This is a genomic window from Mesorhizobium sp. B2-7-3, from assembly GCF_006440715.1.
In the GTDB taxonomy this organism is placed as follows: Bacteria; Pseudomonadota; Alphaproteobacteria; order Rhizobiales; family Rhizobiaceae; genus Mesorhizobium; species Mesorhizobium australicum.
On the sequence record NZ_VFTY01000002.1, the window covers coordinates 444,790 to 468,454 of the forward strand.

Annotated in this window: 19 protein-coding genes and 1 pseudogene; 11 read left to right on the forward strand and 9 right to left on the reverse strand. The window is 57.0% G+C overall.

What is annotated here, in order from left to right:
- Window positions 1–66: 66 nt before the first annotated feature.
- The 3 genes from FJW04_RS30150 to FJW04_RS06160 all read left to right on the forward strand — a co-directional run bounded on the left by FJW04_RS30150 (window position 67) and on the right by FJW04_RS06160 (window position 3,520).
- Window positions 67–966 carry a LysR substrate-binding domain-containing protein gene (locus FJW04_RS30150; protein WP_281405539.1) on the forward strand — a complete coding sequence of 300 codons (900 nt, stop codon included), beginning with the start codon at window positions 67–69 and terminating at the stop codon, window positions 964–966.
- A 179-nt stretch (window positions 967–1,145) separates the two neighbouring features.
- Window positions 1,146–2,393, forward strand: coding sequence for an aromatic ring-hydroxylating dioxygenase subunit alpha (locus tag FJW04_RS06155; protein ID WP_140712984.1), 1,248 nt, complete (start codon window positions 1,146–1,148; stop codon window positions 2,391–2,393).
- Window positions 2,390–3,520, forward strand: coding sequence for a hybrid-cluster NAD(P)-dependent oxidoreductase (locus FJW04_RS06160; protein ID WP_140712986.1), 1,131 nt, complete (start codon window positions 2,390–2,392; stop codon window positions 3,518–3,520). Before FJW04_RS06155 ends, FJW04_RS06160 begins: the two co-directional genes overlap by 4 nt.
- On the opposite strand, the gene FJW04_RS29895 is transcribed toward FJW04_RS06160, so the two are convergent.
- On the reverse strand, window positions 3,466–3,735 hold the full coding sequence (locus tag FJW04_RS29895; protein WP_181172898.1) for a hypothetical protein: 270 nt from the start codon (window positions 3,733–3,735) through the stop codon (window positions 3,466–3,468). The two genes, FJW04_RS06160 and FJW04_RS29895, sit on opposite strands and share 55 nt — an antisense overlap.
- Here FJW04_RS29895 and fdhA point away from each other — a divergent pair.
- The 4 genes and pseudogenes from fdhA to FJW04_RS06180 form a co-directional block, all read left to right on the forward strand.
- A complete protein-coding gene (gene fdhA, locus FJW04_RS06165; protein WP_140712988.1) occupies window positions 3,631–4,821 on the forward strand; it encodes a formaldehyde dehydrogenase, glutathione-independent in 1,191 nt (396 codons plus the stop codon). The genes FJW04_RS29895 and fdhA overlap by 105 nt on opposite strands.
- Before the next feature lie 246 nt (window positions 4,822–5,067).
- The gene (locus tag FJW04_RS06170; RefSeq protein WP_140712990.1) at window positions 5,068–6,225 is read left to right on the forward strand and encodes a mandelate racemase/muconate lactonizing enzyme family protein; all 1,158 of its coding nucleotides are present in this window, start codon (window positions 5,068–5,070) and stop codon (window positions 6,223–6,225) included.
- 158 nt (window positions 6,226–6,383) lie between these two features.
- Window positions 6,384–7,493 (forward strand): mandelate racemase/muconate lactonizing enzyme family protein, encoded by a 1,110-nt coding sequence (locus FJW04_RS06175; RefSeq protein ID WP_140712992.1) that lies wholly within the window; start codon window positions 6,384–6,386, stop codon window positions 7,491–7,493.
- Between the two features lie 149 nt (window positions 7,494–7,642).
- Window positions 7,643–7,825 (forward strand): annotated as a pseudogene (locus FJW04_RS06180) (IS3 family transposase); the annotation flags it as partial.
- An 87-nt stretch (window positions 7,826–7,912) separates the two neighbouring features.
- Here the strand turns inward: FJW04_RS06180 and FJW04_RS06185 are convergent.
- The 5 genes from FJW04_RS06185 to FJW04_RS06205 all read right to left on the reverse strand — a co-directional run bounded on the left by FJW04_RS06185 (window position 7,913) and on the right by FJW04_RS06205 (window position 13,653).
- The gene (locus tag FJW04_RS06185) at window positions 7,913–8,983 is read right to left on the reverse strand and encodes an alcohol dehydrogenase family protein (protein ID WP_181172890.1); all 1,071 of its coding nucleotides are present in this window, start codon (window positions 8,981–8,983) and stop codon (window positions 7,913–7,915) included.
- A 526-nt stretch (window positions 8,984–9,509) separates the two neighbouring features.
- On the reverse strand, window positions 9,510–10,613 hold the full coding sequence (locus tag FJW04_RS06190; protein ID WP_140712994.1) for an enolase C-terminal domain-like protein: 1,104 nt from the start codon (window positions 10,611–10,613) through the stop codon (window positions 9,510–9,512).
- Window positions 10,614–10,792: 179 nt separating this feature from the next.
- Complete coding sequence (locus FJW04_RS06195; RefSeq protein WP_140712996.1) at window positions 10,793–11,407, reverse strand: short chain dehydrogenase; 615 nt, start codon at window positions 11,405–11,407, stop codon at window positions 10,793–10,795.
- A gap of 4 nt (window positions 11,408–11,411) precedes the next feature.
- The gene (locus FJW04_RS06200) at window positions 11,412–12,284 is read right to left on the reverse strand and encodes a dihydrodipicolinate synthase family protein (protein ID WP_140712998.1); all 873 of its coding nucleotides are present in this window, start codon (window positions 12,282–12,284) and stop codon (window positions 11,412–11,414) included.
- Window positions 12,285–12,303: 19 nt separating this feature from the next.
- Complete coding sequence (locus FJW04_RS06205; RefSeq protein ID WP_246673725.1) at window positions 12,304–13,653, reverse strand: FAD-binding oxidoreductase; 1,350 nt, start codon at window positions 13,651–13,653, stop codon at window positions 12,304–12,306.
- 131 nt (window positions 13,654–13,784) lie between these two features.
- On the opposite strand from FJW04_RS06205, the gene FJW04_RS06210 reads away from it, so the two are divergent.
- A complete protein-coding gene (locus tag FJW04_RS06210) occupies window positions 13,785–14,717 on the forward strand; it encodes a LysR substrate-binding domain-containing protein (RefSeq protein WP_140713000.1) in 933 nt (310 codons plus the stop codon).
- A 59-nt stretch (window positions 14,718–14,776) separates the two neighbouring features.
- On the opposite strand, the gene FJW04_RS06215 is transcribed toward FJW04_RS06210, so the two are convergent.
- From FJW04_RS06215 to FJW04_RS06230, 3 genes are all read right to left on the reverse strand, one after another.
- Window positions 14,777–17,050 carry an FAD-dependent oxidoreductase gene (locus FJW04_RS06215; RefSeq protein ID WP_181172891.1) on the reverse strand — a complete coding sequence of 758 codons (2,274 nt, stop codon included), beginning with the start codon at window positions 17,048–17,050 and terminating at the stop codon, window positions 14,777–14,779.
- A 533-nt stretch (window positions 17,051–17,583) separates the two neighbouring features.
- Window positions 17,584–18,831: an aromatic ring-hydroxylating dioxygenase subunit alpha gene (locus FJW04_RS06225; RefSeq protein ID WP_140713006.1), complete on the reverse strand. Its 1,248-nt coding sequence runs from the start codon at window positions 18,829–18,831 to the stop codon at window positions 17,584–17,586.
- Between the two features lie 149 nt (window positions 18,832–18,980).
- Window positions 18,981–19,835 carry a LysR substrate-binding domain-containing protein gene (locus FJW04_RS06230; RefSeq protein WP_246673727.1) on the reverse strand — a complete coding sequence of 285 codons (855 nt, stop codon included), beginning with the start codon at window positions 19,833–19,835 and terminating at the stop codon, window positions 18,981–18,983.
- A 487-nt stretch (window positions 19,836–20,322) separates the two neighbouring features.
- On the opposite strand from FJW04_RS06230, the gene FJW04_RS06235 reads away from it, so the two are divergent.
- The 3 genes from FJW04_RS06235 (at window position 20,323) to FJW04_RS06245 (ending at window position 23,389) form a co-directional block, all read left to right on the forward strand.
- A complete protein-coding gene (locus FJW04_RS06235; RefSeq protein ID WP_140713010.1) occupies window positions 20,323–21,318 on the forward strand; it encodes a glycine betaine ABC transporter substrate-binding protein in 996 nt (331 codons plus the stop codon).
- A gap of 153 nt (window positions 21,319–21,471) precedes the next feature.
- Complete coding sequence (locus tag FJW04_RS06240) at window positions 21,472–22,359, forward strand: proline/glycine betaine ABC transporter permease (RefSeq protein WP_140713012.1); 888 nt, start codon at window positions 21,472–21,474, stop codon at window positions 22,357–22,359.
- Window positions 22,352–23,389 (forward strand): betaine/proline/choline family ABC transporter ATP-binding protein, encoded by a 1,038-nt coding sequence (locus FJW04_RS06245; RefSeq protein WP_246673730.1) that lies wholly within the window; start codon window positions 22,352–22,354, stop codon window positions 23,387–23,389. Before FJW04_RS06240 ends, FJW04_RS06245 begins: the two co-directional genes overlap by 8 nt.
- Window positions 23,390–23,665 lie beyond the last annotated feature (276 nt).

The window sequence follows — 23,665 nt, forward strand, 5'->3', positions numbered from 1 at the left end:
TAGCCATCGCAATTCGTTCAGATAAAGGAGGCAGCCATCGCTCGAAAATTCCATGGGCTCCCACCCCTGACAACCCTCGCTGTCTTCGAGGCCGCGGCCAGGAGCGCAAGTTTTAAGCAGGCAGCGGATGAGCTGAATGTCACGACAGGGGCCGTAAGCCGCCAGATCAAAGCGTTGGAGGACGAACTCGGCGTACGATTGTTTCAGCGCGACAAGAGCGGTGTAAATCTGACGCCGCCGGGTCAAGATCTGTTCTCTGAAGTAGCGGCGAGTTTTGCACGGTGCGCCGACGCGATTCGGGCGGTGAAGTCGGAGCGTGCATTCGAGAGCGTCACATTCGCTTGCACCGATGCATTTGCTACGGCGTGGTTGATGCCAAGAATGCCGGACTTTTGGACGAGGTATCCGGGCGTTTCGATCAACTACTTCGTTTCGGATACCGTGCGAGATTTCAGGAACACACAGATTGATCTGTTTATACGTCCTGCGACGGGCGCTTGGCCAAATGAGGAAACCCATCCTCTGTTCGAGGACCTGATCTATCCAGTGGCTGGCCCGCGTTTCGCGGAGCTGCACGATCCTATCACGGCGGACAGGCTAAAAGACCTTCCGTTGTTGCACATGGATTGGACAAATCCGGATTGGCCGCTATGGCAGGATTTTTTCCAGGCAATGTCGGTTTCATTTCACGCTCTCCGAGGCGTCCGATTCTCGAAGTATGTCCTCATGCTCTCTGCTGCCGAAGCAGATCAGGGAATAGCCTTAGGATGGCATTCCCTTGTCCACCCGCTCATACAGCAGGGGAAGCTCTTACGAGTTACAACATTAAGTATGCGGGATCCGATCGGTTTTTGTATTGCGTGGAACAGGAAGAAGCCCCTCTCCAATGCTGCGAACCTCTTCAAATCATGGTTGATCGAGCAAGCGATGAAATTGCCCAAACCAGTAGAGTTGCAGCGCAGTTGAAAGAGGGATTAGCCTTTGATCTCAAACCCCTAAGGCTGTGAACTCAAGATGTGATGAGTTTTTTGCGCGGTACGCCGCGCCCATCTCGGTGGTAAGCGTATGTCAACCGCTGCGTAGTCGCGGCGATCCGGACATGCAGCAAGCAAGTCTATCTTGCAAGCCCCAAGATGGAGGATCTGATGATCTCAAAAAGCGATATGGCAAAGCTGCTCGACAGACGTCAGCCAGGTTTCGCGCTTGAGCGAGAATTTTACACTGACCCAGATGTATTCCGCGCAGACTTGGAGCATATTTGGTACCGCGAGTGGATCTTTGCGGGCCATCTCTGCGAGCTTCCGAAGACAGGTAGCTACATAACCCTCCAGATCGGCGAATATCCGATCATGATCGTGCGGGATGCAAAAGGCACGATCCGTGCAATGCACAATACGTGCCGGCATCGCGGAAGCAAAATCTGCAAGGATGCGAAAGGTACGTCTGCCAAGCTTGTCTGTCCTTACCACCAGTGGACTTACGACCTCGACGGCAAACTCATCTTTGCCCGCCAAATGGGGGATAATTTCGATAAAACTGGTTATGCCCTCGCTCCGGTGGCCTGTGAGGTCGTGGAGGGCACAATATTTATCTGCCTGGCTGAGCACCCCAGCGATTTTGGTCGGGTCCGCGACCAGTTCGCCCCCTATGTTTTGCCGCATAATCTCATGGACGCGAAGGTCGCGTATGAGAACACCATTATCGAAAAAGGGAACTGGAAACTCGTCTGGGAAAACAACCGGGAATGCTACCACTGCGCGGTAAATCACCCGGAGCTGTGCAAGTCGTTTCCCGAGGCGCCCACGTCTCTCGGCGTCGCCGACGGGGCGATTGACGATGAGGTAAGAGACCTTTGGTCACGCTGTGAGACGGCAGGGCTGAAAGCGGAGTTCCAAATTGATCCCTCAGGGCAATTTCGGGCAACGCGCGTGCCGCTTATAAATGGCGCTACCAGCTACACTATGGATGGTTTGCCGGCGGTGTCTCGAGTAATCACGGATACCCGGAACGTCGATAATATTGGTGCTCTTTTATTTTATCATTATCCGTCCAGCTTTAACCACTATCTGGCAGATTACTTCGTCACGTTCCGTATTACTCCAATCAGCGCCACCGAAACCGCGGTGACGACGAAGTGGCTCGTTCACAAAGATGCGGTCGAAGGTGTGGACTACGACAAGGATCGGCTGACCCACGTTTGGATCGAGACGAACGACCAGGATCGTCAGATTGTAGAAGGCAACGCCGCGGGCGTCCTGTCTCCGGCTTACAGGCCGGGGCCCTATTCGGAAGTCCACGAGGGCGGCGTTCTCCAATTCGTCGAGTGGTATGCTTCCTTCATTCGGCCAAGGCTTGACGGCGGGTCCCGGGCGCCGATCCTGAGCGTCGCATGACCGAGGCTACACGTATCGTCGCAGGCGATGCGCAGCGCGTCCATTTCGCTCCCGCCCTTCATAGAAATATTTGGAAGGGCGGCGCGGAGCGCCTGCGTGTGGTGAACGTCGTCGACGAAGCGCCTGATGTGAAGACATTCACATTTCTTCCCGAGGCCCCTGCCTTGTTCAATTACAAGGCAGGTCAATTCCTGACGCTTGATCTTCCTGCGCCTTCGGGACCCCTGCTCAGGACTTATACGATCTCTTCAACACCATCGAGGCCAATGTCGCTTTCCGTGACGGTGAAGGCCCAGGCAGCCAGCGTTGGCACCCGTTGGATGTTCGAAAATCTTGTTCCCGGAAGCTTGGTGAAAGCGGTCGGCCCTGCCGGCAATTTCACCTTGGAACTGGCGCAGCGAAACAAGCTGCTCTTTGTTTCGGCTGGATCCGGGATTACGCCGATGATGTCGATGCTGCGATGGCTGGCAGACGTCTCTCCGGATGCTGACGTTGCGTTCCTTCACTGTGCGCGCAGTCCCGCTGATATTATCTTCAGAGAGGAACTCTCTTTCCTCGCACGCTCGATGCCGAACTTGAGGCTTGGCTTCGTGGTCGAGGAGCGGGACCATCAAAACGCCTGGTCAGGCATGGTTGGCCGGCTGGACCTCGTAAAGTTGAAGGCCCTGTTTCCCACTTTTGCGGATCGTGAGGTTTACTGCTGCGGACCGGATCCATTTATGAAATGGGTTCGCAACCTCGTGGTCTCCAATGGCTTGCCGGAAGACAATTATCACGAGGAAGCATTTACTTTTCACGCGATGCCGGTCGTGGAGACAACTGCAGCCGAAATTGCGCTGCAGCCTGAAGTCACGCCACCTGCCGCGACAAATCTAGTTCGATTTCAGGTTTCCGGAAAAGAGTATCCGTGTAGCGCGGAGGAGACCTTGCTTCAGACCGCGCGCAAAGCCGGCGTTCGGATACTGTCGGTCTGCGAGATGGGGCTGTGCGGAACCTGTAAGGTGATGAAAATCTCCGGAGACGTTATAATGGAACACAATGGTGGCATTACGGAAGACGAAATCGAAGAGGGCTACGTTCTCGCCTGTTGTTCACGACCGACGTCACCCGTGGAAATCGAAGCATAGCGCAAGAACTGAGTGAGGCCGGGTGGTGCGTTTTCGAATGCAGGCCCCGTCCATTTCTCCAGATCGAACTCGACTTCGACAATTAGCTCAAATTTGGGAGGAGACAAGATATGAGCAGTAACAGAGGCGTTGTATATCTGCGACCCGGCAAGGTCGAAGTCCGCGACATCGATGATCCGAAACTGGAGGCTCCCGATGGCCGACGTATCGAACATGGCGTCATCCTGAAGGTGATCTCGACTAATATCTGCGGATCGGACCAGCATATGGTGCGCGGCCGCACTACGGCGATGCCTGGCCTTGTACTCGGACACGAGATTACCGGCGAGGTCATCGAGAAGGGCATCGATGTCGAGATGCTGGAAGTCGGCGATATCGTTTCGGTACCGTTCAACGTCGCCTGCGGCCGTTGTCGTTGCTGCAAATCGCAGGACACGGGCGTATGCCTTACCGTCAATCCGTCGCGCGCCGGCGGTGCCTATGGTTATGTCGATATGGGCGGCTGGATAGGGGGTCAGGCGCGATACGTCACCATCCCCTATGCTGACTTCAATCTACTGAAATTCCCCGACCGCGACCAAGCGATGTCGAAAATTCGCGATCTCACAATGCTGTCGGATATCTTGCCAACCGGCTTCCATGGTGCTGTGAAAGCAGGGGTTGGCGTGGGATCGACCGTCTACGTTGCAGGAGCCGGTCCTGTCGGTCTAGCCGCCGCCGCGTCCGCCCGTATTCTTGGTGCAGCCGTCGTCATGATCGGCGATTTCAACAAGGATCGCCTCGCGCACGCCGCAAAGGTGGGCTTCGAGCCGATCGATCTGACGCAGAGCGATCGTCTGGGCGAGATGATAGCGCAGGTCGTCGGCACCAACGAAGTTGACAGCGCTATCGACGCCGTTGGTTTTGAAGCCCGCGGGCACGCTGGCGGCGAGCAGCCGGCAATCGTTCTCAACCAGATGATGGAGATCACTCGTGCGGCGGGCTCGATCGGCATTCCGGGTCTCTACGTGACGGAAGATCCGGGTGCTATCGACGATGCCGCAAAACAGGGGAGCCTGTCGCTTCGCTTTGGTCTCGGCTGGGCAAAGGCACAATCATTCCACACAGGGCAGACGCCGGTACTGAAGTATAACCGGCAACTCATGCAGGCGATCCTTCACGACCGACTGCCGATCGCAGACATCGTCAATGCCAAGATCATACCGTTGGACGAGGCTGCGCAGGGCTACGACAGTTTCGATCAGGGCGCGGCGACGAAGTATGTCCTCGATCCGCATGGCGATCTGGCGAAGGTGGCATAGGGCAGGGACTGGTCAGTGTCTTCTTCAAGGTAACCAATTGCCTGGCGAAGATACTGGCTGGTCCATCAATTTGGCAGTCAGCTAACAGAGTGTGCGCCGTCGCGTTCCGAGTGGCGACCTTGTTGTGACACAGGCCAAATACACAAAGACGTACAGAGTTTGGTGTATCGAAATACCTTGGAATCAATCCGTTGCCTGTTTGCAAAAGTTCACTCGACACGAGTCGCGCATAAGCAAGGTGTCTACATGAGTTCCAGATCAAATATAGCAGAAGTGAAAACCTGGAGGATTCCGACGTTCTCTGTAAAAGAGGAATGGAGATCGGAAGAGTCGCCATGGCCAACAGTGCCGATCAATTTTCTGGTGCGAGTGACACTGGAAAACGGAATTTTTGGTATTGGAGAAATATCAACTCAACTCTGGTATCTCAACGAAACACCTGAGCAGGTTCAGAGCGCCATTCAACTTTATAACGATTGCCTCCGCGGCGCCGACGTAACGAATGTGGCCCTTTGCCACGAGATAATGCTTAAAACTTATGGAGGCGGTTCGGCTGGCGCTCGAGGTGCGCGATCGGGCGTAGACATGGCGATCTGGGACGCTCTCGGGAAACTGTATGGCGTTCCTGTTTTCAAGTTGCTTGGAGGCGGAAAACCGGCGCCCGTTCCCCTCATGTTTTGCACGTATGGCACCACTCCCGAACTGGCCGCGAGAGAGTGCGAACAGGCCCTTGAAAGAAATTACAGCGCGATCAAGGTGAAGGTGGGCGACAGTTTGCTGGCGGCTGGCTGGAGCCATCGTGCTTTGACCGCAGAGACCGACAAGCTTGCCGCCGCTTTGGAGGTTATCCCAAAGGAAATCATGGTAGACGCGGATGCGAACCAGGCGTGGGGTAACGCAGGTTCCGCTGTTGCAGCTCTTCGTGTGTTTCAGGGACATCCGAACCTGTCGATAGAGCAGCCTCTACATCATGACGACCTGAGCGGTTCGGCATATGTGCGTAAAACTGCCGGCTTCCCCCTAATTCTCGATGAATCGGTTTGGTCGGCGGAGGCGATGATTGCGATCGTGAAAGCCGAAGCTTGCGATCGCGTGGTATGCAAAATCAATCGCGTCGGTGGTTTGTACGAAGCTCGAAAGGTCGTAGCCATAGCCGAGGCGGCCGGCGTTGGCGTGAGCGTCGATACGGCGCCATACACGCTTCTCGGCGATACGTCGGCATTCCACCTGGCTGCATCTTGTAAAACCACGTACCCGGTCGACGAGGGCCACCTCTCAATGATCAACATCAGCGGCCAGAATCCATTTTCGGGAGGCACGAAAATCGAAAATGGTTACGTCAGTCTTTCCGACAATGATGGTTACGGCATCGATGTCGACTGGGACATTGTCGAAGGCTGGTAACGGCGCAACGAGGCCGTAGACGAAGCTTTGCTGGGCGATATGAAGCGCAGCAAGTGGAAAAATCCCGCGGTCGACAAACTCAAGATGACGCACTTATTCTGATTTCTCCCCAACTGGCCGTCCTCGTTGGACGGCCGCTTTTTTTTGGAGATACCGCAATGAAGATTGAGGAAATCCACGTCTATTCGCACAGCTTGCCCGTCAAGAACGGCCCCTATAGGATCGCAAGCAGTACTGTTTACGCGCTCGACACGACCCTCGTGAAAATCGTCGCCGACAACGGTCTCTTCGGCTGGGGGGAAACCTGCCCCGTCGGCCCGACCTACCAGCCCCAGCACTCGAAAGGTGCTGTCGCCGCGCTGGAAGAGATGGCTCCGGGACTCATCGGTGCCGATCCGCGTCAGCCGCTGGCTTTACGTCGCAGGATGGACGGCCTTCTCAACGGTCACCGTTACGCCAAGGCAGCGTTGGACATCGCGGCTTACGACATTCTGGGCAAACAAGTGAATATGCGCGTCGCCGACCTGTTAGGCGGCGCGGTGAGCGAGCGCGTTCCGTCCTACTATGCATCCGGTCTCGGGGAGCCGGACGAGGTCGCCCGCATCGCCGAAGAACGCGCGAACGAAGGCTATCCGCGCATGCAGATCAAGGTCGGCGGCGGCCGTCCGATCGAAGTCGATATCGAGGTGGTCAGGAAGGTGTGGGAGCGCGTAGGCACCCGCATGCGGCTTGCTGTCGATGGCAACCGGTCGCTGACGACGAGGGACACGCTCCGTCTCAGCCGGGAGTGCCTGGACATTCCTTTCGTTATCGAACAGCCCTGCAACACGATTGAGGAACACAAGGCGATCCGCGGTCAGCTACACCACGGTCTTTACCTCGACGAGAGCTGCGAGGATCTGAACACCGTGCTCCGCGCTGTCGGCGATGGCATCTGCGATGGCTTCGGTATGAAGGGCACTCGTATCGGAGGCCTGCATGCGATGGCGACGTTCCGCGACATTTGCGAAACCCGTTCAATGCCGCATACCTGCGACGATGCCTGGGGCGGCGACATCATCGCGGCCGCCAGCACCCATATCGGTGCGACGGTACAGCCCCGACTGCTTGAGGGCGTATGGATTGCCCAGCCCTATGTGGAAGGCAACTACGACCCGGAAAACGGGGTCAAGATCGAGGGCGGTCACATCAAGCTGCCCACCGGGCCGGGCCTTGGTGTGATCCCGGATGAGAGCCTGTTCGGAGAGCCCGTGGCGTCTTTCGGCTGATACGAGTTCGGATATCGTATATAACGAAATTTGTAGCGATCGGCAGAGGCCCGCTACTGGACTGCGAGAACGGGAATCGACAGGAGCTGGCTCGCGCCGGTTTTGACGAAGCCACGATAATCCTCTCGCCGAACGATCAATGATTTATACAAGCCGAGGTCATCCATCGACGCGGCCCTTGGCGCAGCTTCGAGGTGATCGAGTTGGCTATCCTCGAATGGGTCGTGTGGTTCAACCACAGGCGAATTGTAGAGTTTATGGGCAACATACCGCCAGCCGAAACCGAGGAGCAGTATGACGCCATGCTGGATACACCGGCCATGGTCGCATAACTTGAACCCGGCGCGGGTTGGCTTCACTTCAAAACGGCTTCAGTCCCGCGTTTTAGTCAGCAACTTTGGCAACGGAGCTTTTTGACATCAATCATCCGGAATGAGGACGAGCTTTCCAAAAAAGTCCTTCGATTTGAAGGCCTCCTGGGCTTTCGTGATTTCACTCAAAGGATAACTTCTGGCAACCTGGGGAACAATTTTTCCAGACCGAACGAGATCCACCAATTCTTTGAATTCGTTTCTTGTCCAAATAGTAGATCCAATCAACTCAAGATGACGTAGATATAGAATTCTTAGGTCAAGCGTAACTTTCGGGCCCGCAATCGCGCCAGCTGTTACATATCGACCGCCCTCGGGACGTAGGTTTTGGAGTAACACCTCAAAGGCGGCTCCTCCGACTACGTCGGCGAGCACATCGGCTTCCCGCCCGTCTAAAGCGTTTCGGACATCATTGCCGATATCAGCACTGTCCCTCTCAACGACGTAGTCTGCTCCGATCCGTCGAGCTTCTTGTTCCTTACCGCGACCGACAATCGCTAGCACCTCTGCTCCTCGAAGTTTCGCCAGCTGCACAAGCCCGGTACCCACACCTCCGGACGCGCCTGTGACTATGACAATCTCGCCAGCTACTTGCCGTGCACGGTTCAGCATATGCAGCGCCGTGCCGTATGCTGAAGGAAAGCTTGCCAATTGTGTGTCGGATAATTCACTCTCAACTTCGAGAGCGCTTTCTGAAGGAGCGGCCACAAATTGAGCGAATCCACCATCACGCTCACTGCCGAAGTGCCCGGCACCATACAAGCGGTCACCAGGTTGACGCAGGACAGGATCTACCAAAACGCGCTGCCCAACGCGCTTCTTGTCGATGTTTGAACCGACCGCGACAATTCTTCCTGCAATGTCAATGCCCTGAATGCGTGGGAAGGCTAGAGGCTCTCCTCGCCATCCGACCGCTTGGGAGGATCCGAGCACTGTGTTGTAGGCGCCCTCCCTTGCCCATATATCCGTATTGTTTACCCCAGCAGCACCAACCTTAATAAGGACTTCGTCCGCTTTGACATTTGGCAGTGGGATATCGCTACGATATTGCAGTTTCTCAGGCCCACCATGACCGGTCAGCAACACTGCTTTCATATGTGTCGGAAGGACAGCAGCCATATCATACCTTATTTAAAAGGGAATTTATGGCTCATGCCTAACACGAACCGAAATTAGCGCACGCGTAAAAAACTCACCACGTCTTGAGATTAGTGCGGGGCAAAAGTCACCAATGATATCAAGCGTTCCTCGGCTTGTAGGACTAGACCCAAGCACCGAACGGCAAATTGATCGCATGTTAGCGAAGGCGAAAAGGTCGCGTACGACAATGACGCCGGCGTCCTCGATCTTCTAGACATAGCCTACTGCCGGTCGAAGGGACGAAAGAGCGTGGTCGCAGACTTGCCCGGCGATCTACCGCCCAAGTGCGTCTGATATGATCTTCCAACGACAATAGGCTTGTCGCTGCTGCTATGGTCAGATGCACCGCATGGCTGACACCTCATCAAGCCGCTGTGCTTCGGTGTGGAATAGCGGCTCCTAGGATTATCGTAGTCATTGAAGGGCGGCGAAAAGACGCTCCTGTAGTCTTCGCCGCCGCCGTCTTGCCCGGTTCCGCCTACTCCATATAGGCGGAGCAGCGACTCTATTTGAAGCTGGCGACCGGATCACCGATCATGCTCCTATCGACCGTGATGCCAAGCCCCGGACCGCTAGGCGCCGCACCACGTCCATTTCGAACGCGGGGTTGGTAGCCCGCAACATGTCCATCGGTCCAGTCGTTGAAGAACGAAGTCTGAAGGAGGTGCGAAGGCCGCGAACTGGCAGCTACATGGGAGACGGCGGCGGCGGAGACATCTCCGCCCCAGATGTCCTCGATGTTGAAGTGCAGGCCGAGATTTTGGGCCGTATCTCGCATGCTCGCAGCCCGGGTAATCCCGCCAACGCGCCCGATCTTGATGTTAATGCCTGCTGCGCCGACTTCATACTTCGCCTGATGCAGGTCGCCACAGTTCACGACGCTTTCATCCATTATCAAGGGCAGGGGGCTGATTTTCCGAAGCAGTGCGCAGTCTGCGAGTTCCCTGCAGGGCTGTTCGAACCATAGGTTCAGGTCCTCCAAAGCCCGCATTCCAACCGATGCCTCGAGCAGGGTCCATCCCGCATTGGCGTCGACATAGAGAAACACATCGTCATCCGCCGCCTCGATTATCGCACGGACACGCGCTGCATCGCGTTTGGGATCGTCTCCGACCTTGAGCTGGAAGCGCCGAATTCCGGCTTTGGTTCTCTTGCGAAGGAATTCGATATTCGCCTCCGTGGAGGCGAGTGGTATGGCCTCGAAAATCGGCAGGTCTTCGCTCAGAACGCCGCCGAGCAATGCTGCGATGGGCATATCGACCGATTTTCCGAAAATGTCCCAACAGGCAACGTCGAAAGCACTCTTCGCGTTGAGTTGGCCCATCAAAATGCTGTCCATGATCGCTTCGATCCGCCGGGTCGCGCAAGGGTCCTCGCCAATCAGGTTCGGCGCTAGTTCTCGAAGGGCCGCTCTGGTGCCGCCAGCAAACAGGGGTAGATAATTGCCCGAGAGGATAGCGGCTTCTCCCCACCCCTCAATCCCATTGTCGGTTATGACTCGAACCAGGTTGGACGGCTGTTGGCTCGCCGCCCGACCCTTGGACATCGCATAGGTCCCATGGATGTATGTGAGTTTGTACTCATAGAGTTCAACGGCGGCGATTTTCATGTCGGGAACCTTTGTAACAGAGAGAATGCTAGAGCTTCACGCGTTCAGCTTTTTGGTCGTATGTCGGTTTAAGGCTCGCCTCGGCGGAGAAACGCTCAACCCGCAATCTCGATTGGGGAGACGGCGTCCGTCTCTGAACAGTTGGTCGCCCATAATTTGCTGCTGACTGACCCGGGATATCAGCCGTCCCTGGACCAGCCCATCCGATAGACTCGACCCGTCTGCGACCCCTCGATGCTTTTCAAGTAGCCGAGAACGACGTCGCGCACCGGAATGGGCTTCACCCCGGGGAAGAACTCCCCGTATGCGTCCAAAGATTCCTCAACGAGCGTCGGACTAACCGCGTTGATGCGAATGCCTCGTCGCGTCTCGATCGCCGCCCCTTTCACGAAACCTTCCAGCCCTCCATTCACCAGGGAGGAGGCCGCGCCCTGGACGATCGGATCATCGTTGGTCAAGCCGGAGGTCACGGTGAACGACCCACCGTCGCTTATCTGGTTCAAGCCTTGAAGGACCAGATTCACTTGGCCCATCAGCTTGCTGCGCAGGCCGACCTCGAATTGTTCGGGAGTGAAGTCAGCAAGATGCGCATAGTGGACGGCGCCCGCCATGCAGGCCAGCGCGTCGAACTCGCCGAGGTCTTTAAAGAACTGATCTATGGAAACAGGGTCGGCGATGTCGACGCGCAGGTCGCCAGCCGTCCGGCCAGCGCTGATCACATCATGTCGTCTGCGCAATTCCGCAGCGACTGCGGAGCCAATGGTGCCGGAGGCTCCAACGAGAACGATTTTCATCGGATCAGGCGTCCAGGTGTTCGAGGGTGGCTCGGAGGGCCTTTTCCTGACTGGCGGAAAGGGGTCCCAGCGGCTTACGAACATGGCCCGTGCCAAACCCGCGCCACTGCGCTGCCTTCAGCACCGACGGCGTATAGGGCGCGCGCCAAATGTAAAGGAGCGACGGCAACATCTTCGCCCACAGAGCAAGCCCCTGATCCAAGCGCTTTGCGGCGACGTGTTCGTACAGTTCGACGGCTTCCTTCGGCATGTAATTCGCTGAGCCCCAGATGACCCCGGGTACGCCCGCCATCAGCGCATAGACGGTGATCGTGTCGCATCCGTTGAGAACACCGCCGCTGATCTGCAGATATTCCTGATGGGTGGTGAAGTCGCCACCGCTGTCCTTTATGAAGTTGAAGTTGCTCAACTGGCTGAGGCGACGGAACAGGTCGGGGGATACCGACAGACCGGTCGCCTGCGGGATGTTGTAGCCGACGATGTCGATGCCGACCGCGTCGTTCACCTCCGAGTAGAAGCGCAGGATCCCGTCATCGTCCGACGGTCCCTCGAAGTAGGGCGGAAGGACCATGATGGCGTCGGCACCGATGGACTCCGCATGTTTCGAGCGGCGGATGACCTCGTCCATGTTCAGGGCCGATGACTGGCAGATGAGGCTGCAGCGACCGTCGATGCGCTTCGCTCCGAGTTCATAGAGACGGTTGCACTCTGCCTCGGTCAGATACGGATGCTGACCCGTTCCAGCACCCAGGACGAGTCCATGCACGCCTGCGTCGATGAACTTGTCGATCAGTTCCCCGAAGACGCCGTATTCGATATCCCCGTTTTCATTGAACGGGGTTTGCATCGCCAGATTGATGCCCTTCAGATCAGCCATTTCTTCTCTCCCTTGAATCCTAAACCTCTGCGCCTGCTTGCCGGAAGCGCATAGAAGTCACAAAACCTACGCCCATCGACGTTATGATCCGCGGATAGGGCCGACTTGGGCTCGCGCGACTCTTCAGGATGTCGATGACAAGCGACGACATTCCGCATGCCAACTCGGCGACTGCCTTTCCGAATGCGGCGCCGCGCGCGACGCCCGTGCCGTTACAGAATGCCGCCCCGTACACGCCTTGCGCCAGTTCGCCGAAGACCATCCCACCATTCTGTGCCAGCGTCAGCAGTCCGCCCCAACTCGCCTCGAAACCCATCTTGGAAAGCTGCGGCCAACGGCGGTCGAAAGCGACCTGCTGCTGGATGCGGGCCTTCATCACGTCGGCTTCGGTGGTCTTGAAGTCGGTGGCATAGGAGTAGACGTTCCGAAGGAACAGACGGTTGTCGACTGTCCGGCGGACCGTCGTGCCGAAGCTGTCGGCCGGGATGAGGCCGTAGGCGGAACGATCCCCGACCTGCGCCAACTCGGACTGCGTCAGCTCCCTTGTCATGCTCGCGAAGGTGTAAAGCGGTATCGCGCGGTGCGGGAAGAATCCGAATTTCGTCAGATAGCCTGACGCACAGAGAATTATCTTCTTCGCACGGATAGTTCCCGTCGGCGTCTCGCAGATGTGCTTCGAACCGTCCAAAGTCATCCCGACGATCGGGGTGTCTTCGTGAACGGTTACGTTGGAAGGCAGGGCGCGCGCCCCGTTCTTCAGGTACTTCGCGGGCTGGACGAGGATGGTGCCGGGATGGTGAAGCGCCCTGATGTAGTGCCTGCTTCCGGTGATCTTCTGGATTTCTGGTTTCTCGACCCAGCTGTATTTCTGTCCGAGAACGTCCAAGGCTTCGGAAAAGCGCTTTAGATCTTCGACGCCATGATCGGTCGCCGCGCTGTGGTATTTTCCTTGAGGGTCCCAATCGCAGTCGACCCCGCGCTCTTCGACCGCGCTGCGGATGTACGATATGCCGTCCAGATTGACGAAAAGCTCTTCCTTATTACCTTTGATGTCCTCGACGAAATCCTTCTTGCGGGGATTGTGGGCGAGATCAATGACGAAGCCCATGCACCGGCCCGAGGCGTTGTTGCCGATCCGGCCCGCATCGACCAGCAGGACGCGCGCATCAGGATTGAGCTCGGCGAATCTCCGGGCCGCATGAAGGCCCATCCATCCGGCACCGACAACGAGGCATTCGCACTCCACGTCGCCGCGCTGAGGTATCAGCGGCAGGTCCGCTCCAGAAGTCAGAAACCAGCCACACGGCGTCGGCTCCGGATGGGGCGGGTCAATCGCAATACGCTTATCAGAACGTGCTAGGGATGCCACGGTCAGCTCGCTTAGAGGGCCAATCGGAAACACTGGAGAGCATCCGATAAGATGTGTTCGTCATGCCGTTCTAGCGCGGCAGGGTTTCTGCTCGTAGACGGGAAAGATCGAGGCTGATATAGAATGACTTAATGTCAAAGCTTCGCCGACTGGTTCCCTCTACCCAATCGCTGTTCGTATTCGAAGCGGCTGCACGACATCTCAGTTTCAAAGCCGCCGCATTGGAGCTCAATGTGACGCAACCGAGCATTTCGTATGCTATCAAGCTGTTCGAGAAGCACTGCGGTACCGAGCTCTTCGAGCGGGACAATCGCGGCGTTCACCTGACTGAAGCCGGCATCCAGTTATACGAGGAAGTGCGCTTTGGTTTTCGCGGCATCGAGCAGAAGCTGGAAACCATCTCAGGCCACGGCGCCAAGTACATCACATTCGCCGCGTCGTCATCGATCGCCGCTCATTGGCTCGCACCCCAGGTATATCACTTCCAGGAGGAGCACCCGGATGTCCGGATCAAGGTGGTTTCGACAGATCGTGATATCGAACCGGACAAGGAAGTGGATGTCACCTGCTGGGTCCGGCCTCGCAACTTCTCTCGGGACAACAGCTGGTTTATAGCAGACGAAGTGATATTCCCGGTTTGCTCGCCGGGTTATCTAAGGTCCCATGCGAGACCGGAGACGGTGAACGACCTCGTCAAACACAAGCTGCTTCATTCTTCCGATTTGTACCGCAAGCGAATGAACTGGTCGGAGTGGGTGGAACTCGCAGGAGGTGACGCGACGGAGATTCAACCTGACATCGTATTCAATGACTATCAGCTCACGCTACAGGCGGCATTGGCCGGAGAAGGAATTTCGCTGGGCTGGGCGATGTCCGCACAGCAGCTGCTGAACAACCGTTTGCTCGTGCGTCCGCTGGATATGCAAATCCGGACCGACCGCGCCCATTTCCTGCTTGCGAACGAAAAAGCGACTGCGAACAGTTCATGCAAGAAGATCGTTGATTGGTTTCTCAGCAGCACTTCGGAACTGCGGGAACCCAGCTTAAGCTCACAGCCGGAATAGACTGTTTCAAAGTCGGTAGCGACATCGGCTGCTGGAAGCTTTCCGTGGGATTGGCGCATTCAGGTTGCGGCATTTCCTCGGGGGACACGAATGAACAGTTCCGTTCCCTGCAGCTCGACTGTGTAGCAGGCGAGATCTGCACATCCGAGCGGGGCGTTAAATGCTTCGCCGGTCTCCACGTCGAACTCGGCGAAATGCAGCGGGCATACGATCCGCCGTCCCTCTGTGAAACCTTCCGACAAAGAGGCATCGGCATGTGGACATCTGTCGTGGACGGCGAACGGCCTGCCGTCGAGCAGGCCGGCCGAAACATGACCCGCGGACGTGTGCTCGAAACGCGAAATCTGTCCTTCGCGGAGTTCATCTGCGTGGCACAGGTGTTCAAGCGTCGAGTTCGTGTCGTCGAGGGAAGGGCGCGACCTCGACAAGGATTCCGAAGAATGGTTCGGCCCTGATATTCTCGACGCGAACCGATGGACGTCGCCCGGTCGGTTGATGCCGACCGCGAAGCCATGGAATTCCCAGTATGGTGCAGACCCGTATAAACTGGAGACAGGTTTCGCTGAAGAGTCAGGGAGTCCTGCGATCTGCAAGTTCAGGTCATATTGCGTCGACCAGAACCTAGCAGGGGGCATAGCATCGGTCGGTTTCGAAAGGATCGCTCGCGCTGCCCGTACGGCCTGTTCATTGGCGTTGTGCCAGCTTTCGATACGTGATCCCTGCGCGGCATTGGGTCCCCGCTGGCGCGCGACGTCGCCGACGGCGAAAATCCGCGGATCTTCCGTGGCACCATTCTGGTCCGTGTCCACCCCATCATGGCAGCTCAGCCCGGCGTGCCTCGCGAGGAGGTCGTTGGCGGTCATTCCAATGGCGACGACAAGAGTGTCCGCCCGTTCGATGATTCCCCCGATCTCCGCCTCAATCCCCTCGGGTGTCTCCCTGAATGTCGGTTCCACGCCCAGACGAACATGCACTCCCTCCGCGCGATGCCTTGCCTCTAGGAAGTCGCTGACGACCTCAGGAAGCGCTTTCGCACAGAGCCGCTTCTGCCTCGCGAACAGTGTCACCTGGCAACCAATAGTTCTCGCCGCTGCGGCGATTTCGAGGCCAAGCCATCCTCCTCCGAGGACAAAGAGTCTCGAACTGCGAGCCAGGCGCTGCCTGAAGTGCCACGCGTCTTCTGCGGTGCGGACCGAGTGAACGTGGCCGTAACCGCGATCGATTCCTGGAAGGCGCCGCGCGGATCCGCCAGTAGCGAGAACGAGGAATTCATAGGCATGTCGGCTACCGTCCGACGTTTCGACCGTCCGGTTCGCACGATCGATGCTTGTGATACGGTTGTTGAGGTGCAATCTGATGTCCAGCCGCTCGATCTCGTCAGGTGGAAGCACGCTGGTTAGTTCCACCTTCCCGTCGTCCCGAGACCCGATGGATTTGGACAACGGAGGGCGCTCGTAGGGAGCGTGACGCTCGTCTCCGAAGATTTCTATGGGGGAATCTGAACCCAAGTCCCGAAGCGCCTTCGCCGTCATGGCTCCGGCTTGGCCACCTCCGACGATTACGATCGGCGCAAGCTCGGGGACCGGCCAGGATACGTTCAGGCGGTCCCCGATTTCTATCTCGCCTTCGGTTAGGACGTCGCAATAAATGCCAAAGTTCTTTTCGAACTGCGCGATGAGGGTGCGAAGAACGCGCCGATCCTCGGGCACTCCCTGCTGCTCGAGTGACGTGAAACTGCATCGGCCACACGGCTTCATGCCGCGTAGCAAAACATTGCCGATCCGGAACTCCTTTCCTAGGAGACTGTACTCGGGCATCTCACCTGACTCGGGAATGTCGACCAGAATATTGGGTCTGAAGCGACGTTCGTCGATCTCGCTTTCCGGTAGGGACCGACGCAGCGCCTCGATCGACTGCCGACTCAAAAGATGGACCGGGCTCAGCTCGTATCGAGAAGCGGCTATCTTGTTTCCGAGGTGCTCTCCATATCGACAAACCCGCACTCTCCGGCGGAAGCTTGTTGCCATGACCTCCGCGATTTCTGGATCGTCGGCGTCGTGCCAGCTTTCTGAGTCGCTCGAAATCTGGAGTGTGCCCGCGTCGACAATCCGAGCCGCGAATAGGGGCGCGACGTTCCAATGCTTTTGAATGGAGGGGGAGACGATGTCGTTCGTGTCTTCATCGAACAGACCGTAAGCGCGATCCAGATCGAGGCCGCGAGATGAAATGGGCGCTCGTCGCACACGCTCGCCCGTCAGCGAGCTGACCGGATAACGCCAAAGCTCGAGGGTGGACCCGATATCTCGATCCAGAGGTTCATCGGCCGATGACATCGTTTCCTCCAGGGACTGCATCTTGGAGGCGCTTTAGCGGCTAACGCTCCCCGATAGCCAAAATCTTCGGAGGTCAAGGTTGCCAAATGCCTCGCCGACCCATCGGCCGGCGCTTGTTTGATACCGGAACGAAGTTCAGCCTTGTAGGCGGAAAAATTGAAGTCTTCGCATTGACTGGATTGATAGCTGGCCGATCAAGCCTCAACTTCAACATTCGACAGCGGCCTGGAGCAGCAGCCAAGGATGAATCCCTCGGCGCGGTCACCGATATCGTCAGCGGAAGCGGCGGGCTCGACGACAGTGTATAGCTCCATGCAGAGAACCTTCGGCGGTCGGAAGCTCTAGCGTGATGAACTGACCAAGTCTGTATCTGAACCACGTCTGGGCATCCGACCGGAAGGGGAAGAAGACCGTAACTTCCGGGCTTGGTCTGTCGCTCCGACCACGTCCAGGCCCTGAGGGCGATCATTCCAGGGCGTCATCTCATCGAGATGGCGATAGAGCGAATAATTCACCGGCGCATTCACGGAACACTATGCGACGCTGGCGAGACGCGGTTTCGACCTAGATTGGAGGCGTGGAGTGATGAACGAAGAATACCACTCGACGAACTGCATGACGCCGCCTTCGACGGCTTCCGAGTATGTGCCTGGCCGATAGGCCGGAGACAGGATGCCGGCCGAGTTGTTCTCGACCACCTGGCGGTCTTGATCGTTGGTCATGACCCATACGTGGGTGAGGCGTTCGATGTCGTAGTCCACTCCTTCGACCGCGTCCTTATGAACAAGCCATTTGGTGGTGACCGCCGTTTCCGTGGCGCTGATCGGCATAACTCGGAATGAGATGGAGTGATCTTTCAAATAGTGGTTCCAAGTTGAAGGATAGTGATAGAAAAGCAGTGCGCCGATCGATCCGACATCGTAGTTCATCGCTAGATTCTTGGAAACGGCCATCTTGCCGTCCATGGTGTAGCTGTCGACGCCGTCTACTAGAGGCATCCTGGTTGCACGAAACTGGCCACTCGGATCGACCGTATAGCGGCTCGGCAAGCCAACGCTTTCGCAACGGGACCAGAGATCGATCAGTTCGGGATCTGCACCGAAACCATCGTTGCCGCTGCTGGTGGGAGACTCTGGGACCGTCTTGCAGAGTTCGGGATGGTTAGCGGCGCAGTGATAGCATTCGCGGTTGTTCTCCCAAACCAACTTCCAATTGCCCTTCTCGATAATCGTTGTCTCGAAGGCGACCTTGGCGTCTTTCAACTGGTGACCGCGGACATATGGTCCGAGCATCGCCCTTATCGGAGCGAAGTCCCGTGGCTGATCCGCGAGGCAGACGTAGATGTTCCCTTCGACAGTCTCGCACGCCATGCTCGTCAACGAATGCGCCGACTTGTCGAAATCCGCTCCCATTTCGCGGGCGAACAGCAGGCTGCCATCGAGGTCGTATGTCCACTGGTGATATGGGCAAACCAGTCGCGCCTTGGTCCCCTTATGCTCGGTGCAAACCTTACTGCCGCGATGTCTGCAGGTGTTGTGTAGGGCTCGTATCTGGCCATCCTTGGCGCGTATTACCACGACAGGGTATTCGCCTATCTGGACGGTGAAGTAGCTGCCCGCTTTCGGCAGTTCGCAGTCATGCCCGACGAACAACCATTCCTTATACCATATCAACTCCATATCGGCTTGGAAGAAGTCGGGGTCGGTGTAGAACTGTCGCTTCAAACTATAATTCTTCGGCCTGTTCTGCAGCAGGTTCAGCATGGTGCTGTGGGTAGACATTGAATTCCTCGAACTAAATCTTGCGTTTCGCGCCGTCCTTCGAAGCGAAGCTCATGCACGTGTCAGCAATCGCTACCACGCGTCCCGTTCGGGCTGTATTCCCTAAAAGCTCACCGGGGGTGTGAGTTGAATGCAACGCTATGCCAGGGTCAGGCAGCCTGAAGTATCCAGTCCTTCAAGGTTCGGACGTGGTTCGACAACGACCTGTTGCTGTTCCATGTGACGTAGTACTCGATCGGGGCTGGTACGGTCAGGTCGCTCAACCGCACGAGGCGCCCTGACTTTATCAACGGACGGACCATGAAGTCCCATCCCAGGGCAAGACCTTGGTTGGCTTCCGCTGCCGCCATGAGAAGCGGATATTTTCCGAACCGCCGACGCTGCATCCACGGGTTGGCGATCCCCGCGCTTCGAAAGAAATCGTCCCAGCTTGGCCACTCGGGATCAGTCCAGTCCATATCCAGCAGCGGAAGCGATGAAAGCTCGGTTCGCTCAATTCCCTCGTAACGGGCGGCGAAGTCTTTTCCGCATACTGGATAAATCTCTTCACTCGATAACAGCTCTGCGGTCTCGTTTGCCCAGACGCCTTTGCCGCACCTGACGCGGAGATCGACCTCGGATCGGCGGAACTCTCGAACGTTGTCGGAAATGAGATGATTGACCGAGATGTCGGGGAACCGTTGCCAGAAGTCAGCCATGCGCGGTGTCAGCCAAAAGGTAGCGAAAGAATCGGTGCATGCCAAAGTTACACTTTCGTCCCGGCGTCCGGCTTTCGCTGCGGTCACAGCTTCCGAGCATTTTGCGAAAGCAGACGAGATCGCGCCGAAAAGGTCGGCACCCACCGAGGTATGATGGACTCCGTTCCCACGCCGGATAAAAACCTGAATTCCGAGTTCGGTCTCGAGTTGTTTGATCTGTCGGCTTACGGCCCCAGGCGTGACGTTCAACTCGCGTGCGGCGAGGGTAAAATTCAAATGCCTGCTCGCGGCCTCGAAAACAGCCAAGGTCGTAAGTGCAGGCAGGCCATAGAATCTCCGCGTCATACATTGCACCAAAGGCAATAGGTTCGAACCGGGCTTTTAAGCACCTGTACCTCGTAGTCCCCGCGCAGGCGAGTTTCCACTGATCAAGCGACGCGAGATAGACCATCAGCGTTTATTCAGCGGGAGAAAGTCGACCTGCCGAATGGGAAAATTTAGCAGTGTGATATAGAATGGCTTGATGTCGAGCCCGAGCGGGCAAAAACGTCGTCGGTGAGTCCTGTGACCGGAGAGCTGAATTCTCATTATTTTCCCAATGAAAATCATATACTTATGCGAGGAGATGGTGCGAATTTCTCTGGAAGCCCTTCGCTGGGAGCCGTCCACCGAAGACGTGTAGTATCTCTCAGCGATAAAATGCGTACCGTTTCCAAGTTTGACGGCGAGGTCAGTCCCCATCTATCCAGACCGGGTGACAAGAACCAATGGCCAACAAACATGGGAGAACTCAATGAGAACGTATTTGCTTTCATTTGCCGCCCTCGGCGCTCTGATGAGTGGCGGCGCTGCCCACGCGGCATGCGGTGACATCACACTGTCAGCCTTCAACTGGCAATCAGCTGAAGTGAACACCTATGTCGATCAATTCATTCTCAACAACGGCTACGGCTGTAACGTATCGGTAGTGGCTGGCGACACGGTTCCAACGCTCACGTCAATGATCGAGAAAGCTCAGCCCGACGTCTCTCCGGCCGTGTCGCCGTCCGTCGTCGGCGAGCTCTATGACAAAGGTTCTGCCGAAGGCCGCGTCAGCAAAATCGGTGTCGCGATCAGCGACGGCTCCACCTCGGGCTGGTTTATTCCCAAATACGTTGCCGACGCCCACCCGGACATAAAGACCATCGAAGATGTGATGAAGCACCCGGAACTGTTCCCATCGCCGGAAGATCCGTCCAAGGGATGGATCATCCAGGGACCGCAGGGTTGGGGCATGACGGTCGTGACGGGTCAGTTGTTCAAGGCTCTCGAAGCGGAAAAAAAGGGCTTCGTATTGGTTCCCACCGGATCGGGCGCGGCCCTGGATGGCGTCATCACAAAGGCATATGAGCAGAAGCAGGGTTTCATCACCGGATACTGGGCGCCGACATCGCTTCTGGTGAAGTATCCCATGTTGATGCTGCAGGGTCCTCACGACGACGCAGAATGGGCCCGTTGCACTTCCAAGCAGGATTGCCCCGATCCAAAGGTGAATTACTGGGTGCCTGCGGAAGAGGTGACGGTCGCAACCGCAGCCTTCATGAAGCGCGACGACGTCGCGGAAGCAAAAGAGTATTTCGCCAAACGCAGCTGGACACAGGCTGAAGTCGGCAAGATCATGCTCTGGATGACCGACAATCAGGCAAACGGCGCGGACGGCGCCAAGTGGTTCATCAAGAACATGCCTGAGGTCTGGACGAAGTGGGTGTCTGCAGATGTCGCAGAAAAGGTAAAAGCTGCCGCGAACTGAAGCCTCTGGCCGTCGTGGAGCCATCTGGTTCTGCGGCGGCCGCATCGTGCCTACCGGCTGCGACTACGGTCATATTCTACGGCACGGCGGCCTTTCCAGGTCGCCGTGTTTGTGCTGCGTTGACGCTGCTTAAAATTGTAATGGGATTGCTGAATGGACTGGCTCTTTAGATTCCCTCAACTCGATCCTGACCTGCTATTGGCCGTGAAACGCTTCATTGACGGGTCGTTGAGAACATTCACCCGTGCCTATGGGGCGGCGATCGAAAGCAGTTTCTACCCGCTACAGCGCATTCTCATCTTCTTCGAGAACGTAGCTACCGGAGCACCCTGGCCCATCGTCATCATCGTGCTCGCAAGCATAGCATGGCTGTGCGCTCGAAGCCGCTCGGTGGTTCTATCGGTCATCGGCGTTCTGATCGCCATTGGTCTGTTAGGGCTTTGGCAGGACGCGATGAGGACGATCTCCTTGGTATTCACGGCCACGATATTCGCCATCGCGATCGGTATCCCGCTCGGGATAATCCTGAACCGCTTCCGTCGTGTCGGCGGGGTCATGCAGACGATACTCGACATCATGCAGACCATGCCTCCATTCGTGTATCTGATCCCGGTGGTGATGCTGCTCGGCATCGGCCGGGTACCCGGCTTCATAGCGGTCGTCATATATGCGATTCCTCCTATCATCAGGCTCACCGACCTCGGCATCCGTCTGGTCGACAAGGAAGTGTTGGAAGCGGCTGATGCCTATGGATGCTCTCGGCAACAGAAGCTTTTTAAGGTGCAACTGCCACTCGCGCTTCCGACCATCATGGCTGGGATCAACCAGACCATCATGATGGCTCTCGGCATGGTCGTAATCGCTTCCATGATCGGCGTTCAGGGTCTGGGCCTCAACGTCCTCCAGGCGATCGCGAACCAGTATTTCACCCAGGGAATCTTCAATGGCTTCGCCATCGTGGGCATTGCCATCATCTTCGACCGGATAAGCCAGGCCTATGGCCAGCGCTTGCAAAAACACCGAGGTTCCGCACATGAATAGTAGCGGCGCATCGATCGAGATCCGTGATCTCTGCAAGATATTCGGCTCGGCACCTGAACGGTATATCCAAGCCGTCCGACACGGGATGTCGAAGTCGGAACTGGCTGACAAGCACGGTCGCATCCTAGGCCTCAACGGCATCAACATCGCGATGCCCGCCGGCAAGATCCAGGTGGTGATGGGCTTGTCCGGCTCGGGCAAGTCAACCCTTATCCGCCATATCAACCGTTTGATCGAGCCGACCGCGGGCTCAATCATCATCGACGGTCAGAACGTTCTGGACATGAAGGAACTCGAGTTACGTGAGTTCCGTCGCAACAAGACCGCCATGGTGTTCCAGCGGTTCGGATTGCTGCCGCACCGTACCGTGGTGGACAATGTCATCTTCGGGTTGGAAGTCCGAGGCGTCGAAAGGTCGAAAGCCCGCGACGTGGCAATGCGCTGGATCGATCGCGTCGACCTCAAGGGTTTCGAGCAACGATACCCGCATGAACTGTCCGGAGGCATGCAGCAGCGGGTCGGCCTGGCGCGGGCGTTGAGCAACGACGCGTCGATCCTTCTCATGGATGAGGCATATTCCGCGCTGGACCCGCTCATCCGTACCGATATGCAGACCATGCTGCTCGAACTCCAGACGGAACTGAAAAAGACCGTCGTCTTCATCACCCACGACCTCGACGAGGCGCTGAGGCTGGGCGACCGCATCGTGATCCTCCGCGACGGATTGATCGTCCAGCAGGGAGACAGCCAAGACATCCTTCTCCGGCCTGCGGACGACTACATCCGGCGGTTCGTGAAGGACGTGAACCGCGCACGGTTCCTGAAGGTCGAAGCCGTCATGAGTCCGCTGTCATCGTCAGAGCCGAAGTCGCTCCTCCGTCTCGCACCTGGCACGACGTTGGAGGCAGCGGCGAAAAGCTTGGCCAACTCCGACCAGGATACCGTTTTAGTGACCGGATCTGACGGCAAGCCGCTGGGTGAAATCTCGCTTCGACAGATCACGGCGGCGCTCTCCGCATCGGGCGAATAGGCCACCTGACAGGTAACGTGGCGAGCGGCAAACGAATCTTCGTGACAAGCCGAAACCAGGCTGCCGGGTGGGGTATCCATCCCTCGAAGCTCTCGTTTCGAACAGTCGCCTCGCAGAGCGCGTTTAAGGACGGAAGCATTCGGTGCTGAGATTGCATCCGCGCAACAAGTATATGCGAACAGAGGGTCAAGCGAAAAAGAGAGGAGACGTTGGCCACTCTTGCAGCCCAGATCGAGCGGTCACCCAGACAGAGTGGACTTATGACGGTGTCCACAT

Excerpts from the sequence above, each read along its gene's own strand:
- FJW04_RS29895 (WP_181172898.1), bottom strand. The coding sequence starts at position 3,735 with ATGTTCGATACGTCGGCCATCGGGAGCCTCCAGTTTCGGATCATCGAT.
- FJW04_RS06200 (WP_140712998.1), bottom strand. The coding sequence starts at position 12,284 with ATGGCTGATCTGAAGGGCATCAATCTGGCGATGCAAACCCCGTTCAAT.
- FJW04_RS06235 (WP_140713010.1), top strand. The coding sequence starts at position 20,323 with ATGAGAACGTATTTGCTTTCATTTGCCGCCCTCGGCGCTCTGATGAGT.
- FJW04_RS06245 (WP_246673730.1), top strand. The coding sequence starts at position 22,352 with ATGAATAGTAGCGGCGCATCGATCGAGATCCGTGATCTCTGCAAGATA.
- FJW04_RS06185 (WP_181172890.1), bottom strand. The coding sequence starts at position 8,983 with ATGGCTGCTGTCCTTCCGACACATATGAAAGCAGTGTTGCTGACCGGT.
- FJW04_RS06210 (WP_140713000.1), top strand. The coding sequence starts at position 13,785 with ATGTCAAAGCTTCGCCGACTGGTTCCCTCTACCCAATCGCTGTTCGTA.
- fdhA (WP_140712988.1), top strand. The coding sequence starts at position 3,631 with ATGAGCAGTAACAGAGGCGTTGTATATCTGCGACCCGGCAAGGTCGAA.
- FJW04_RS06225 (WP_140713006.1), bottom strand. The coding sequence starts at position 18,831 with ATGTCTACCCACAGCACCATGCTGAACCTGCTGCAGAACAGGCCGAAG.
- FJW04_RS06160 (WP_140712986.1), top strand. The coding sequence starts at position 2,390 with ATGACCGAGGCTACACGTATCGTCGCAGGCGATGCGCAGCGCGTCCAT.
- FJW04_RS06190 (WP_140712994.1), bottom strand. The coding sequence starts at position 10,613 with ATGAAAATCGCCGCCGTTGAACTCTATGAGTACAAACTCACATACATC.
- FJW04_RS06240 (WP_140713012.1), top strand. The coding sequence starts at position 21,472 with ATGGACTGGCTCTTTAGATTCCCTCAACTCGATCCTGACCTGCTATTG.
- FJW04_RS06155 (WP_140712984.1), top strand. The coding sequence starts at position 1,146 with ATGATCTCAAAAAGCGATATGGCAAAGCTGCTCGACAGACGTCAGCCA.
- FJW04_RS06215 (WP_181172891.1), bottom strand. The coding sequence starts at position 17,050 with ATGTCATCGGCCGATGAACCTCTGGATCGAGATATCGGGTCCACCCTC.
- FJW04_RS06170 (WP_140712990.1), top strand. The coding sequence starts at position 5,068 with ATGAGTTCCAGATCAAATATAGCAGAAGTGAAAACCTGGAGGATTCCG.
- FJW04_RS06195 (WP_140712996.1), bottom strand. The coding sequence starts at position 11,407 with ATGAAAATCGTTCTCGTTGGAGCCTCCGGCACCATTGGCTCCGCAGTC.
- FJW04_RS06175 (WP_140712992.1), top strand. The coding sequence starts at position 6,384 with ATGAAGATTGAGGAAATCCACGTCTATTCGCACAGCTTGCCCGTCAAG.